The sequence below is a fragment of the bacterium genome (genome assembly GCA_035371905.1).
Taxonomy (GTDB): Bacteria; Ratteibacteria; UBA8468; order B48-G9; family JAFGKM01; genus JAMWDI01.
Genome location: DAORXQ010000012.1, coordinates 1 through 15589 on the forward strand (window position 1 = coordinate 1; position 15589 = coordinate 15589).

At 31.2% G+C, this 15589-nt stretch carries 13 protein-coding genes and 1 tRNA gene; 8 read left to right on the forward strand and 6 right to left on the reverse strand.

The genetic code is table 11. The features are described from left to right. The 6 genes from PKV21_02340 to PKV21_02365 form a co-directional block, all read left to right on the forward strand. Positions 1-267: ABC transporter ATP-binding protein (locus PKV21_02340; protein ID HOM26330.1), on the forward strand; the 267-nt coding region annotated here is incomplete at its 5' end. Position 268: 1 nt separating this feature from the next. Then, a complete protein-coding gene (locus PKV21_02345; protein HOM26331.1) occupies positions 269-1384 on the forward strand; it encodes an MlaD family protein in 1116 nt (371 codons plus the stop codon). Then, positions 1381-2733, forward strand: coding sequence for a DNA repair protein RadA (gene radA, locus PKV21_02350; GenBank protein HOM26332.1), 1353 nt, complete (start codon positions 1381-1383; stop codon positions 2731-2733). The genes PKV21_02345 and radA overlap by 4 nt, the downstream gene beginning before the upstream one ends. Positions 2734-3264: 531 nt before the next feature. Beyond that, positions 3265-3348: transfer RNA gene (locus PKV21_02355), tRNA-Leu, on the forward strand. Positions 3349-3687: 339 nt separating this feature from the next. Beyond that, positions 3688-6069 carry a beta-galactosidase GalB gene (gene galB / locus PKV21_02360; protein HOM26333.1) on the forward strand — a complete coding sequence of 794 codons (2382 nt, stop codon included), beginning with the start codon at positions 3688-3690 and terminating at the stop codon, positions 6067-6069. Positions 6070-6074: 5 nt separating this feature from the next. After that, positions 6075-7172, forward strand: coding sequence for an NAD(P)/FAD-dependent oxidoreductase (locus tag PKV21_02365; GenBank protein ID HOM26334.1), 1098 nt, complete (start codon positions 6075-6077; stop codon positions 7170-7172). Position 7173: 1 nt separating this feature from the next. Here the strand turns inward: PKV21_02365 and PKV21_02370 are convergent, their stop codons facing one another. The 5 genes from PKV21_02370 to PKV21_02390 all read right to left on the reverse strand — a co-directional run bounded on the left by PKV21_02370 (position 7174) and on the right by PKV21_02390 (position 12514). Next, positions 7174-7941, reverse strand: a complete 768-nt coding sequence (locus tag PKV21_02370; protein ID HOM26335.1) for a sulfite exporter TauE/SafE family protein — start codon at positions 7939-7941, stop codon at positions 7174-7176. Between the two features lie 3 nt (positions 7942-7944). Further along, a complete protein-coding gene (locus PKV21_02375; GenBank protein ID HOM26336.1) occupies positions 7945-9006 on the reverse strand; it encodes a M48 family metallopeptidase in 1062 nt (353 codons plus the stop codon). An 88-nt stretch (positions 9007-9094) separates the two neighbouring features. Next, positions 9095-10714 carry a DUF4038 domain-containing protein gene (locus tag PKV21_02380; GenBank protein ID HOM26337.1) on the reverse strand — a complete coding sequence of 540 codons (1620 nt, stop codon included), beginning with the start codon at positions 10712-10714 and terminating at the stop codon, positions 9095-9097. A gap of 11 nt (positions 10715-10725) precedes the next feature. Next, entirely contained in the window at positions 10726-11400 is a 675-nt protein-coding gene (locus tag PKV21_02385) for a carbohydrate-binding family 9-like protein (protein HOM26338.1), read from the reverse strand. A 1-nt stretch (position 11401) separates the two neighbouring features. After that, positions 11402-12514 carry a uroporphyrinogen decarboxylase family protein gene (locus PKV21_02390; protein ID HOM26339.1) on the reverse strand — a complete coding sequence of 371 codons (1113 nt, stop codon included), beginning with the start codon at positions 12512-12514 and terminating at the stop codon, positions 11402-11404. Positions 12515-12631: 117 nt separating this feature from the next. On the opposite strand from PKV21_02390, the gene PKV21_02395 reads away from it, so the two are divergent. Both PKV21_02395 and PKV21_02400 read left to right on the forward strand, forming a co-directional pair. Next, entirely contained in the window at positions 12632-13465 is an 834-nt protein-coding gene (locus tag PKV21_02395; GenBank protein ID HOM26340.1) for an MBL fold metallo-hydrolase, read from the forward strand. Between the two features lie 34 nt (positions 13466-13499). After that, the gene (locus tag PKV21_02400) at positions 13500-14780 is read left to right on the forward strand and encodes a dihydroorotase (protein HOM26341.1); all 1281 of its coding nucleotides are present in this window, start codon (positions 13500-13502) and stop codon (positions 14778-14780) included. Here the strand turns inward: PKV21_02400 and PKV21_02405 are convergent. Then, the coding region (locus PKV21_02405) for a Gfo/Idh/MocA family oxidoreductase (protein HOM26342.1) at positions 14770-15589 on the reverse strand (820 nt) is incomplete at its 5' end. The genes PKV21_02400 and PKV21_02405 overlap by 11 nt on opposite strands.

Sequence of the window (15589 nt, forward strand, 5' to 3'; positions counted from 1 at the left end):
AAACCTCAAATAATATTTTATGATGAGCCCACTACAGGCCTTGACCCAATAACAAGTGAAAATCTTACTGAATTGATAAGAAAAATACATCAAAATTTTAATACAACAGATATAACTGTAACACATGATGTTAAACTTGCAGGAAAAATAGGTAAAAGATTGATTTTGATTGATGAAGGTAAAATAATAGAAAGTGGTACATACGAAGAATTGAGGGAAAAAAGTAAGCATCCGATAATAAGAAGTTATATTGAAACGGGAGGATAAAATGGAAAAGAAAATAACAGATGAACTGAAGGTTGGGATATTTATTTTTGCTGCAATTATCGGAATTATTGTTTTTATCTTTACTCAGACAAGATTGGGAAAATGGACTGGTTATGAAATAGGAGTTTTATTTGATTATGTTGGTGGGCTTGAAACAGGAAGTCCAGTGAGGGTTAGTGGAGTAAGGGTTGGTGAGGTTAAAAAAATTGAAATTATATATGAGGAAACACCAAAAGTTTTTGTAAAATTGAAAATTAATCCAAATGTAAAAATCGGGAAACACAGTAGATTTACAATTAAAACACTTGGAATTATTGGGGAAAAATATGTTGAGATAAACCCGTCAAATGAAAAAGAGTTTATTAAAAAGGGAGAAATAGTTGAGGGAGAAAATCCTTTATCTGTGGATAAAATTGCAAATATGGGAGAAGAAATTGCAAAAAATTTAAATAAAATACTTTCAGATATCAGCCAAATTACAGGTGATAAAAAAATTCAGGAGCAGATAAGAGAAATTCTTGCAAGTTTCAAAACCACGTTTGATAGATTGAACGATTCTTTTACAAAAATAGATGGTCTTGTTGAAGGGCTATCTAAAACAAATAATAATTTAAATTCTTTTATTGAAGAAAATTCTTCAAAGATTTCAAAAGTTATTGATGATACAGATTTATTTCTTGTTTCAGGGAAAAGCGAAATTGAAAAAACGATGGGAAGTATAAGAGATTTTTTGACAATTAAAGATAAAGCGGATAAACTTCTTGTTAATTTTACAGAGACATCAGAAGAATTCCAAAAAACATCCTCACAGATTAAAGAATTTTTTGAAAAACTCCAGACAGAAGGACTTATAGCAAAAATTATGAAAGAAGAGAAGATGCTTGAAGATATTAAAGAAGAAATAGCACTTTTAAAAGAAACAACTGAAAAAATTGGAGATGCATCTGAAAAATTGAGTATTACCCTTGAAAATTTAAATTCAGTTTTAGTAGATTTAAAATCAGGTAAAGGCAGTGCAGGTAAGTTTCTATATAGTGATGAACTTTATAATGAGGCTTTAAATTTTATAAAAGACATAAGAGAACACCCCTGGAAATTATTTTTTAGAAGAAAATGAAAAAAGAAAAAAGTATATTTGTATGTTCTGAATGTGGATATCAAACTGTTAAATTACTTGGTAGATGTCCTAACTGCGGGAAGTGGAATACATTTATTGAAGAATTTTATACATCACTAGAAAAATTTGAAGAAAAAGAAATAGTCCATCCTAAAAAACTCTCCGAAATTGAATTTGAAGAAACACCAAGAATAAAAACAGGAATAGAAGAATTTGACAGGGTTCTTGGAGGAGGCATTGTTAAAAAAAGTTATATACTTGTTGCAGGAGAACCGGGAGTGGGAAAGTCAACATTGCTTTTAACTGTATGTGGTAATCTTGCTAAAAATGGTTATAAAGTTTTATATATAAGTGGAGAGGAATCAGAAAATCAAATAAAAATGAGGAGTAAACGACTTGGAGTTGAGAGTGACGAAATATATTTATTGACAACTTCAGAAATAAATACAATAAAAAATGGACTTGAAAAAATAAAGCCGGATTTTATTATAATTGATTCAATCCAGACAATTTACAATCCAGAAATACCGACAATTCCAGGTTCAGTTACCCAGGTAAGAGAAAATGCAAATTTTTTTATGAAATACACAAAAGCAAATAATTGTTCCACTTTTCTTGTAGGACATATAACAAAAGAAGGGATTGTTGCGGGACCTAAAATTCTTGAGCATATTGTTGATGCAGTTATTTATTTTGAAGGAGATATAAGAACAAATTTAAGAATTTTAAGGAGTATAAAAAACAGATTTGGCTCAACAAATGAGATTGGCGTTTTTTCAATGGAAGAAAATGGACTTAAAGAAATACCTGATGCTTCAAGTATTTTCATTCAGGATATTGAAAAAAATACACCTGGAAGGACTATATTCCCTACGATTGAAGGAACAAGAACGATACTTGTTGAAATTGAAGGACTTGTAACTCCGACATATTATGGAATTCCAAAAAGAACTGTTTCAGGGCTTGATTATAACAGGGTTTCTTTAATAATTGCAGTTCTTGAGAAAAAATTAAAATTCAATTTCAATACATATGATGTTTATGTCAATGTTGGCGGTGGAATAAAAATAAATGAAGTGGGTAGTGACCTTGGAGTTGCTGTTTCCTGTGTTTCTTCACTTAAAGATATTGCACCTTTAAAAAAATCTGTTGTAATTGGAGAAATAGGGCTTACAGGAGAAATAAGAGGAGTTGAGAATATAAATTTAAGATTGAAAGAATGTGCACGTCTTGGAATTGAAAAAGCCATTATTCCTGAAAAAAATAAAAATGATGTTTTTGTTAAAAATATAGAAATTTATCCTGTCAGATTTTTATATGAAGCAATCCAGATTTCCTTAAACCTATAATTTCACAGGGGCATCCCTTGTAAAAATTGGACACTCTTACGCAAACAGGAGTAAAATAAAATTATAGAATTTTTCAGAAAGAAAAATATAAAAGCGAGGGTGGCGGAACCGAGCCCCTGTAGTAAGCCCTGATTAGCAAGGTGGGTGTAGCAAGGGGCGAGTTGGTGCGGGTAGGATGTAATATGATATAGAGACGTAAGTAAGTGAAGGATAGAGGAAAGGAGTAGAAATATAATCAGGAGCACAACTGTAACCAACTTAAGAAGAAGTAAAAACTGGACTCGGCAGTAGAAATAGAAGAAAAATATAAAAGCGAGGGTGGCGGAACCGAGCCCCTGTAGTAAGCCCTGATTAGCAAGGTGGGTGTAGCAAGGGGCGAGTTGGTGCGGGTAGGATGTAATATGATATAGAGACGTAAGTAAGTGAAGGATAGAGGAAAGGAGTAGAAATATAATCAGGAGCACAACTGTAACCAACTTAAGAAGAAGTAAAAACTGGACTCGGCAGTAGAAATAGAAGAAAAATATAAAAGCGAGGGTGGCGGAATGGCAGACGCGCTGGACTTAGGATCCAGTCCGCCTTAGGCGGATGAGGGTTCAAATCCCTCCCCTCGCATTTTCTCCCACCTTTAAGGTGGGCAGTGGAGATGTCGGGAAACATAATTAAGAGGAAGGGACTTAGTAAACTCAGGAATTTTTATCAAATATTTCTTTGAATTCCTTATGGTATTTCTTAAATATCTCTAAAATTTGAGGGTCAAAATTTTCTGGCTTTGATTTTGCATCACCCTGAGTGATTATTCGAATTGTTCAGTCCACCTTAAAGGTGGGTTATATAAATATGTAAGAGATTTGGAAATCTGGTAGTAAAATAAAAATTTAACTTTAAGAGGAAGTTTGTTTTTGACTTTAAGGGGAAATTGGTTAAAATAAAGTATTTACATGGAGGGAAAAAATGAGGAAAATAGAAGTTTTAAAATATGGATGGAAGTTTAAAAAGGGAGATTTTCAGGATGCAATAAATTTTGATTTTGATGATTCTAACTGGGAAGAAGTACAGGTTCCTCATGACTGGGCAATAAAAGGTCCTTTCAGTCCGGAAAATGATAAAAGGGTTTATGTTAGGGAAGAAAATGGAAGAAAAAAAGAAATTGTTCTTACTGGTGTTACAGGTGGTCTTCCTCATGCTGGTAAAGGTTGGTACAGAAAAAAAATTGAACTTAAAAACATTAAAGATAAAAGAATAAGGATTGAGTTTGATGGTGTTATGAGTAATAGTAAAGTTTATTGTAATGGGATTTATGTTGGACAATGGCCTTATGGTTATGCTTCTTTTGCTTTTGACATTACAGATTTTATTAAAGAAGGAGAAAATCTTATTGCAGTTTCAGTTGATAATAAACCGAATGCTTCAAGGTGGTATCCGGGAGCAGGGATTTACAGGAATGTTCGTCTTGTTATAATGAATAATGTGCACATTCCTTTATGGGGAACATATATTACAACTCCTTATATTGATGAAAAAATTGCAAAAGTTCACATAAAGACAGAAGTTGAAAATCATACAGGAAAAAGTAAATATGTTGAACTTGAAACAAAAATTTTATCACCTGAAGGGAAAGAAATAATTACAGAAAGTACAATCAAGGAAATCTCTGATAAGGGAATATTTGAACAGGAAATTTTTGTTGAAAATCCATTATTGTGGTCAGTTGAAAATCCCAATCTTTATACTGCATGTTTGAGTGTAAAAATAGATGGAAAAGTGGTTGATTATTACCAGACAAGATTTGGGATAAGAACAATTACTTTTGACAGCGAAAAGGGTTTCTTTTTAAATGGAAAAGATATTAAATTTAAAGGAGTTTGTATGCATCATGACCTTGGACCTCTTGGAGCAGCAGTAAATAAAATTGCTTTAAAAAGACAACTTACAATTTTAAAAGAAATGGGATGTAATGCGATAAGAACAAGTCATAATCCTCCATGTCCTGAACTTCTTGACCTTGCAGATGAAATGGGTTTTCTTGTGATAGATGAGGCGTTTGATGAATGGAAAATACCTAAATGCGAAAATGGATATAATAAGTTGTTTGATGAATGGGCAGAAAAGGACTTAAGAGCAATGATAAGAAGAGATAGAAATCATCCATCCGTTATTATGTGGAGTATTGGAAATGAAATTCCTGAACAGACAGACCCTGTTAACGGACCTAAACTTGCTAAATTTTTACACAATATATGTAAGGAAGAAGACCCTACAAGACCTACAACAACTGCAATGAACTGGGGAGAAGAAGCAATAAAAAATGGTTTTGCACAGGTTGTTGATGTCTGTGGATGGAATTATTTACCACATCTTTATGGGAAATTTCATCAACTTCTTCCTGGAAAACCTATGTATGCAAGTGAGACAGCATCATGTATAAGTACAAGAGGAGAATATTATTTTCCAGTTGAAGAGGAAAGAGATGTTAAAAGAGAAACATTGCAGGTGAACAGTTTTGATTTATCACATCCTTCATGGGCAAATATCCCGGATGTTGAGTTTAAAGCACAGGATGAGCATCCTTTTATTATGGGTGAGTTTGTCTGGACAGGTTTTGATTATCTTGGAGAACCAACCCCGTATAATGAAGAATGGCCAAGCAGGAGTTCATATTTTGGAATAGTTGATTTATGCGGTATACCAAAGGACAGGTTTTATTTATATCAGAGTATATGGGCAGATAAAGAAACATTACATATTGTTCCTCACTGGACCCTTTTTGGTTTTGAAGGTAAAGCAATTACTGTTCAGGTTTACAGTAAATGGAATACTGTTGAACTTTTTGTAAATGGTATCTCCTATGGTAAGAAAACTAAACATTCAAGAGGACTTGTGAATAGATATAGATTGGTATGGAATGGAGTTATATATCAGCCGGGTGAGGTAAAAGCAGTTGTATATGATGAAAAAGGAAATGTAGTAAAGGAAACAGTTGTGAAAACAGCAGGAAAACCATCAAAGATTAAACTTATTCCTGATAGAGAAATAATTAAAGGGGATGGAGAGGATATGGTTTTTGTATATGTGGAAGTCGTTGGTGAGAAAGGAGTTTTATGTCCTTTTGCTGATAATTTAATTCATTTTGATATAAAAGGTCCTGCTGAAATAGTTGCTGTTGATAATGGAAATCCAATATCTACAGAACCATTCTGTGCTAATTACAGAAAAGTTTTTCATGGAAAATGTGTTGTTTATATAAGGTCAATTTTTAAAAAGAAAGGAAAGATAAAAATTACTGCTAAATCAGAAGGACTTAAAGGAGCACAGATTATAATAAAAGCAGAATAAATTAAATGGAAAAGGACTTTGATGTTATTGTTATAGGGGCTGGAGTTGTTGGACTTTCAATTTCTTATAAACTTTCTGAAAGATATTCAGTTGGTTTAATTGAGAAAAATAAAAAATATGGTCTTGAAACAAGTTCAAGAAATAGTGAAGTAATACACTCAGGAATTCATTATCCAGAAAATTCATTAAAAGCAAAATTGTGTGTTGAAGGGAATAATTTACTTTATGAGTTTTTAAGAGAAAATAATATATTACACAAAAAAACGGGAAAACTTACATTAGCAATAGAAAAGGATGAGATAGAAGAGATTGAGAGATTATATAGTCAGGGAATAAAAAATGGAGTTCCTGAATTAAAAATAATTGAGAAAAATGAAATTGAAAAATTTTGTCCTGAAATAGAAGGAATATGTGCTTTATATACTCCTACAACAGGAATTTTAAATGTTCATTATCTTATGGACTGTCTATATGAGAAATTTATAAACAATGGCGGGATTGCTGGATTTGATGAAAGGGTTATCAATATTGAAAAGAAAAATTCTTTATATCTTGTTGAAACAGAAAAAGGTAGATATTATTCTGAAATTGTTATAAATTGTGCAGGGCTATATGCTGAAAATATCTCAAGAATGCTCGGATTCAATTATGATGTTTACTGGGCAAAAGGAGATTATTTTACAATTACAAGAAAATTTAATATCCCTTTGCTTGTTTATCCTGTTCCAGGTAAAGAAGGACTGGGAATTCATTTAACTCCGAGATTTGATGGAATTTTAAGAGCAGGTCCTGATGTTGAATATGTTGAAAAAATTTATCCACCATATCCGGATGAAAAAGTAAATTCAGTATATAAGATTGACGATACAAAAAAAGAAATTTTTTTTGAGCAATTGAAAAAATATTTACCTTCTATAAAAATTGATGATTTAATTCCTGAAAGTTACGGTATAAGACCAAAATTGCAGAAAAAAGGAGATGAATTTAAAGATTTTGTTATAAAAGAAGAAATACCTGGATTTATAAATTTAATTGGTATTGATTCACCAGGTTTGACCTGCTGTATTTCAATTGCTCAATATGTAAAAAATATTATTTTGTGAGTTATTTTCTGAAAAGGACTGAAATACCCGATAAAATAAGAATTATTGAGAAAATCTTTCTCATTGTTTTTTTGGGAAGATTTATACCAATTTTTGCACCAAGAGGAGCACCTATAATAGAAGTCAATGCAAGCAATAGTCCTATTTTAATGTTTACAAGATTTCTGACCATATAGGCGATACTTCCTGAAATTGCATTAAAAAGTATTGCGATGAGTGCAGTTCCTATTGCATAATGAATTGGAATTTTTAAGAATAAATAAAGTAAAGGTATTATTAAAACTGCTCCTCCAACTCCACACAGGCCTGAGATTAAACCAGAAAAAAAACCAATTAAAATTCCAGAAAGTTTGTTATATGAATTATTATCTGATATCTCGTTTTCCTTATTTTCAGGAGCAAAAAACATTCTTAAACCCAAAAATGTGATAAGAAAAATAAAGATATATTTTACAGTTTCATCATCTAATCTGCTTGTTAAAAATGCACCAAATTGAGAACCTAAAATTCCAGAAGGGACAATCAAAATAATAAGGTTTGTTTTAATTTTTCTATTTTTGAAATAAGTTATGATTGCAGATATTGAGGAAAAAATAATTACGAGTAAAGATGTTCCGATAGAAATTTTCATTCTGCTTTCAGTTGGAAAAGTAAAACCAAAGAAATGATATATTGCAGGAACCATTAAAGAACCTCCACCCATACCAAAAAGTCCACATATAAAACCTGCAAAAAATCCTGTTATAAGTCCGATTAAAATTAAAGACATTTTTTACTTGGTTTTTTTGTAGTCAGGGAAAAGAGGAATCCCTTTTTTCTGTTTTTCTTTAATTTCTTCAACTGTTTTTTCAATTAAAATATACCTTTCAGGAGAAGATGGATGAGTTGTAAGAAAAACATCTTTTGTTGACCCGGGATATTCAGCAGCCATCTTTCTCCAGAAATTAGGAGCATCAGAAACATCATATCCACTTATAGCAGCGATATAGGTTCCAAGATAATCTGCTTCTTTTTCAAATTCTTTTGAATAAACAAGACCTGCAATATTTCCAAAAACACCCTGAGTATTAACACCTGTTGCAACAGTTATTGCAATGTCAACAATTGTTCCGAGAATTCTGTTGCCAGTTTTTTGAACAGAATGGTCTAAAACAGCATGAGCAATTTCATGTGATAAAACAAAAGCAAGTTCTGTATCTGATTGAATAAACCTTAATAATCCCGGAGTTGCATATATGGTCTGTCCGTCAGTAGAAGCATTTATGCTATCTCCAACCTGAGGGTCTGTATAAAGAACAAAAGAAAATGGACATATTTTTGTTGTAGGGACATTAAAAGTTAAAATTTCTCCATTCCTATCAACAATAACTTCAACCTTTTCTTTACTTAAATCAATTCCCTCCATAATTTTTGAAATATTTTCTATGCTTTCTACTTTCTTTTTATTTATCTCAATTATTCTGTCGTTTATTTTCAATCCTGCATTATAAGCCCCGAAATGTGGATGTACATAAAGTATGGTTGGAGAATCTTCAATCCGGTATTTTTTACTTATAATAGGTAAATCTTCTTTTTTATAATTTTTACTGCTATGAATAAGAATCCCAAGTGAAAGGATCGGTTTTTTTGTGTAGAAATTAACAGCACCTTTTAATAATGGAAAACCAGTTTTATATAATCTTATCTGTCTCTCAATAAGTGTATTGAGAGCAATTTCCCTTTGTTTTTCTCTTTCTGTTTCAATTTCTTCTTTTGGGAGTTCTGGTTGTTTTAAAACAGGAGTACATCCTCCTAAAATAAATAATAGAAAAATAACACTTAAAATTTTTTTCATTTTTTTCATCCCATTTTTGTCCTTCTAATTTAAAATTATATTTAAAATTTATGTTAAAGTCAAAAAAAGGATGATATAAATAAAAAAACTAAATTCTTTCAAGAACTAAAATCCAGTCCTGATAGATAGGGAGTTTTGCCCATGAGTTTTTAACAAGAGAAGGCAATTCCCAGTTTCCTTCTCTGTCAGGATTTACAACTCCGCTATCTATTTTTTCACCATTTACAGGATTAAAAAGAAATGTTTTATATTTAACATTTTTCTCAATTTTCTTGATTTTAAAGTTATTGTAAAAAAAAGGAATATAAACAATACGGACTTCTTCGGGAATTCCAGCAATGTATGGATAGTAATTTTTTTCTCTGTTTTCACTACTCACATCAACTTCAATCCAGTCAGGTCTTGGTTGAAATTCCCACCATCTATATTTTTCAAGTAATTTTTTTGATAATCCAAGTTGTTTTGAACCAGGTAAACTCATTGCCTCATCCCATGGAGTATTTCCCCAGTTCATACCATGTGGAGATGGACCATAAATTTCTTCTTTTCTATTTACCTGCCATATTCCATTTGCTCCATAAGTAAATCCACAAGCACCATTTAAAAAAGATGCCCAGAAACTCAATCTCTGTATCTGTTCTCTGCACTGACCTCCTATTCCTTCATAAGCAACTTCTCCAATCACAACAGGCATTACAGGCTCTGCTTCATAAGATTGCTTCACTCTGTAAACTGTATTTTTGATTGAATCGTCTGAATGACCTGTCTGAAGCACGTCAAAATCAAGAATTTCTGAATATCCTTCAACCTCTCTTGTAAAACTGCCTGGATGAACTGTTACTGGATTTTTGTATGGGTCAATCTTTTTTATATATTTTATTACTTCTTTCCAACCATTCCTTTGTAAATTTTTGTCCTCCTCAGAAGTTTCTGATAAATAAAATGGCATATCATATTCACCAGAAGCACACCATATAACAGGATAAGCAGAATATCTTGCTATTAAATATCTCCAGTGCTTTTTCATTTTTTCAATTCCCATCCATTTTAAATAATATCCCCAGCATCCAACAATACACGATATAAGTCCTGAATTAATTAGATGAAATAATCTTAAATCTGCCATATCAAAATAATAAGGATTGATTCTTTTGAAATTTTTGTCCCATGGATATCCTGCTTCATTTTCTCCTCTTCTATCAGGATAACTCATATCAGGATATAAACCAGCAACAATTTGAATTAAAGTAAAACCCTTTTTGATTCTATCATCTGTAAGTTCCTTAAATTCTTCAGGCCATTTCAACCTTTTACATAAACCCATCCACCATGTATCACCCAACCAGAAAAATGGTTTGCCATCTTTGTGACATAAATACCTTTTATTTTCAGAAATTTTTAATCTTCCATGAACAAAAAGAGGATTTTTTCCTTTATATTTTTCAACTTTTATTTTTCCTTTCTGTCCGTGTAATCCTCTTTCTTTTTCATTGTTAGATATACTTTCCCATTCATAAATTCCATCTTCAGGAAAAGATACCCTTACACCAAATTCATTTTCTCCTTTCCAGAAAGCAGGAACTTTAAATTTTTCTCCTTTACTGGAGGTAAAAATAACATCAACTTCAACTTCATTAAAAATGTCCTTATATCTTTTATAACTTCTTAAAGAAAACTCAACAGGAACATTGACTTCTGTGTATAACATTTTATCCCCTTTTATTTTTCAAATACAAGTTTACCATATTCTTCAATAAGATGAAAGTTAGGAACAGAAAGTTTAGGAAAAGAAGATAGTTCCTTCCAGTGCAAATATCTTGAATAATTATATCTTGCTATCAAAATCCTCCATTCTGAACCATAACCAAAATTATCACCAAAAGATTTCAATTCTTCAGAAGGGATAGCCATTTCAAGTGTCCAGTACTCATCTATGTCATGCCAGTTATTTAATGTTCCTTTTATCTGTGTTCCTATAAGAATTCTGTCAAGGTCAATATTTGGTTTAAAGCACCCCTGTAATCCTGCTCTTCCTCTTCCAGGAAAAAAGAAAACAGTTTTTTTACAATTTGGAGTTCCATATATCTCCCAGTACCATGTATTCTTTTCAGGTTTTAAAAATATTTCAACAAGGTCTCCTGTAAGATAATGATGTGTCTGATTTTTATTACTTTCCTGAACAATATCTGAATCATAAAATTTAATTCCTACATATAAATACTCTTCATCCCATGCAAGTTGAACTTCTCCTTTTTCTACTGGTTGTTTTTTTTCATTACCCGGAAGTTCAAGTTCATAAATAGGTGCTTTTTTCCATACATCTTCTTGTAGTTTCCCATCAATAATTAAAGGTTTATCTGTATATTTAGCAATAATTTCAAAATCATTTTTCATCTTACCTCCCGATAAGTTTCAATTTCAATTCAATATAATACATAAAATTTTCGTAAGATATATCAGGACTTATTGCATGGTCTAAAGTTGGTATATATCCACCCTGTTCAAGTAAAGGTGGGATTTTCTTATACAATTCTTTTTCAATTTCATTTTTCCCCTTTGCAATTTCCCTTTTATCAATTCCACCCATAAGAATAATGTTTTTACCAAATTTTTTTCTCAATTTTAAAGGGTCCATTTCGCTTGCCTGTTCAAGTGGCCAGAAGAAGTTAATACCAGCATCCATCCATAAAGGAATAAGTACTTCAAAATTTCCATCTGTATCAAGTGTAATTATTTCAATTCCTGCTTTTTTCAATCTTTCAATCACTCGTTTATAAGGTTTTAAGAAGAATTTTTTAAATATTTCAGGACCAAATAATGGACCTCCTTTACCTGCACAATCTTCAAAAAAATTAAAATAATCAAATTCAACTTCATTAAGTGCTTTTTCAACAAGTGAAAGTAAAAATTCAACATTAAATTCTATCATTTCTTCTACAAGTGCAGGATTATCATAAAACATATATGACAGATTTTCAGTTCCTACCCAGATTCTTAAGCGAGAGTAAATTCCCCATGATGCATTTCCTAAAAGACATAATGGATAGTCCCTTTTTTTCCATATTTTTACCCATTCATCCCACCATAAAGAATATCTTACAGATGAAAAAGGATTGTATTTTTCTTTCATCTGATTAAAACTTTCCCTGTCTGTAACTGGAAATGATATATACTGGTCCATTGAAGGTCTTGTTCCTCTTACTGTTCCTTCTTTTAGTGATTTTGTTATATATCCCCATGGATTTCTCTGTATGATATATCTATCTGTTTCTTCAATTACTTCTGTTTGGTATGCTGGAACAGGTCCTGTATTTATATGAGCAAATCCTCTTCTATCAATTTTAAAGAATGGTTCTCCTTCAAACCAGTTATTGTATATTTTATCTTCAGGCATTCCTTCTTTTATCCATCTTTCAAATGTCTGACCCCATAATCCATATTCATAATTTGGAATCCAGTTACTTACATCTCCTTTCATAATTTTGCAGAAATGTTCTCTGTGTGTCATAAAAACCTCCCTTTTAATCTTTTCTATTTTACAACTTTTTAGATTTACTTAAAAATTAAAAAATTTGACAGAAGTGCTGAAATTGATTTAAATTTACCAGAAAAAAGGAAAATAAATATGGAAATACTTTTTCTTGGAACTGCGGCAGCCGAAGGTTGGCCTGGCATTTTCTGTGAATGTGAGTACTGTGAAAAAGCAAGAAAATTAAAGGGTAAAAATATTCGTACAAGGTCTTCTATTTTAATTGACAGAAAATATAAAGTAGATTTACCACCTGATACTTACTGGCACACTGTAAAATATGGATTGAATTTATCAAAAATAGAACATCTTTTTATAACTCATTCACATGCAGACCATTTTGATTTTTCAGAACTTTATTTTTATTTTGAACCCTTTGCTCATTTTAAAAATAAAGAAAGGTATCTGAATATATATGGAAATAAAAATGTTTTTGAAATTATATCAAATTTGATAAAAGAGAAGAAAAATGGGCAATTTATAATTCCTCATTTGTTGGAAGTTTTTAAAAAATATGAAGCAGGAGATATGGAATTCTATCCAGTACTTGCTGACCATGAGCCAAAAGAAACATCCCTTAATTTTATATTTAAATATAAAAACAGAACTATTCTTCATGGATATGATACTGGATGGTATCCAGATAATACATGGGAATTTATAAAAGATTTTAAGTTTGATATAGTTATTATGGATTGTACAAATGGTATTCTTGATTTTGAAAAATATCATCTCGGAATAAAGGGAGTTATAAAAGTTAAAGAGAAACTTTTGAAGTATGGATGTTTAAAAGAAAAATTTAGATTTGTAGCAACACATTTTTCTCATAACGGGAAATTACTTTACTCAGAACTTGAGAAAATATTTAAAAAAGAAAAAATTGAAGTTGCTTATGATGGTAAGAAAATAAAATTACGAGATTTAATTTGACAAAAATTTGAAATAAAATATAATTTTGAAAAATATGGGTATATTGATAAAAAATGGATATCTTATAGAACCTAAGTCGGGTAAGGAAGGTAAATTTGATGTACTACTTGAAGGTGGAGTGGTTAAAGAAATTAAAAAAAATATTCCTTCCAGAAATCATAAAGTAATTGATTGTAAAAATAAAATTATTTCACCTGGATTTGTTGATTTACACTGTCATTTAAGAGAACCAGGAAGAGAAGATGAAGAAACGATTTACACAGGGAGTTTATCAGCAGTAAGTGGCGGATTTACGACAATTTGTTGTATGCCAAATACTGAACCTCCTCTTGATAATAAGGTCAGTGTAAGATTTGTTTATGAAAAGGGAGAAAAGAGTTTATGCGAAGTTTTACCAATTGGAGCGATTACAAAGAGAAGAGAAGGGAAAGAAATAGCGCCATATTTTGAGATGATACAGGAAAAAGCAGTAGCATTTTCTGATGATGGTGATTGTGTTATGGACAGCAATGTTATGAGAAGGGCTCTTGAGTATACACTTTTACACAGAAAACCTGTTATTTCACATTCAGAGGATAAAAATCTGTCAAAAAATGGGGTTATGAATGAAGGATTTATTTCTACAAAAATGGGACTTCCAGGAATCCCAAAAGAAGCAGAAGAAATAATGGTTGAAAGAGATTTAAAACTTGCAAAATTAACAGGCGGAATTTTACATATTGCACACCTATCCTGTAAAGAAAGCGTTGAGTCAATAAAAATTGCTAAAAAATTTCTAAAAAATGTATCCTGTGAAGTTACATCACATCATTTGACTTTAACAGAAGAGGCAGTTATTGGATATAATCCAAATGCAAAGGTTTCTCCTCCATTAAGAACAGAAGAAGATAGGATTGCTTTGATTGAAGGATTGAAGAATGGAACAATTGACTGTATTGTAACAGACCATGCCCCTCACAGTTTTGAAGAAAAAGAGTCTGGATTTGAAAACGCACCTTTTGGGATAATTGGTTTTGAGACATTTTTACCTTTGTGTTTGAAACTTATTGATTATGGAATGAAATTAAAGGATATAATATATAAAATAACTTATGCTCCATCAAAAATTTTAAATATAGAGAGGGGAATAATAGAAGAGGGTAAAAGAGCAGATATTGTAATTTTTGACCCTGATATTGAATGGGTTTATACAGAAGATAAAGTAAAAAGTAAAAGTAAAAATTCTCCATTTTTAAACTGGAAACTAAAAGGCAAAGTTTTATTGACTATCAGTAGAGGGAAAATTGTTTATAGAGAACCTGAATTTACAGATTAACTTTTAATTTTTTCCCCTTTTTTATTGATTCAAGTGATTTAAACACCATACCCAAACTTTTAAGATTATCCTTTCCACTTGTTTCAGGTTCTCTATCTTCTACAATACTTCTGTAAAATTCGTAAAGAGAAAGAAATCTGTCCTCTCTTTCAAGTTTAACTGGTTCAATAATTTCTTCTTTTCCTTCAACAACTTTTTTTATTCCTGAGTTATCCCATATTATTGTTCCTCTGTCTCCATAAATTTCCCATATCCCAGGCCATTGAGTATCCTTTCCAACACTTACCCAACTTCCAGCATAATTGAAATGTACATCATCTTCAAAATCAAAAATTAAATAAACACATGGGTCTCCTTTTAACCAACTCCAGTGAGGTTTCCAGCTCTCTGCATAAACACTTACAGGGTCCTTATTAAGTAGATATCTTGATAAATCAAAATGATGTATTGACATATCAATTAAAAGTGGAAATGGCATTTCTGCTCTAAAACCACCAAATCTTGGTCCTTTCTGAAAATTTAAAATACAGTAACTTATTTTTCCTATTTCACCATTATCAACCATCTTTCTTATAGTTCTTGGAATTCTATTGTATCTGTAGTTCTGACTTACCATAAATTTCCTTCCATATTTTTCACATATCTCAACAATTTTTTCGGCATTTTTCATTGTGTCAGATAATGGTTTTTCAACAAGAACATGGAGTCCTTCTTTCATAGCCATAATTGAAGTTTCTTTGTGAAAAGCAGGTGGAGTAACATTTAAAAGTGCATCCGCTTTAACTTTTTTCAAACAATCTTTTAAAGAA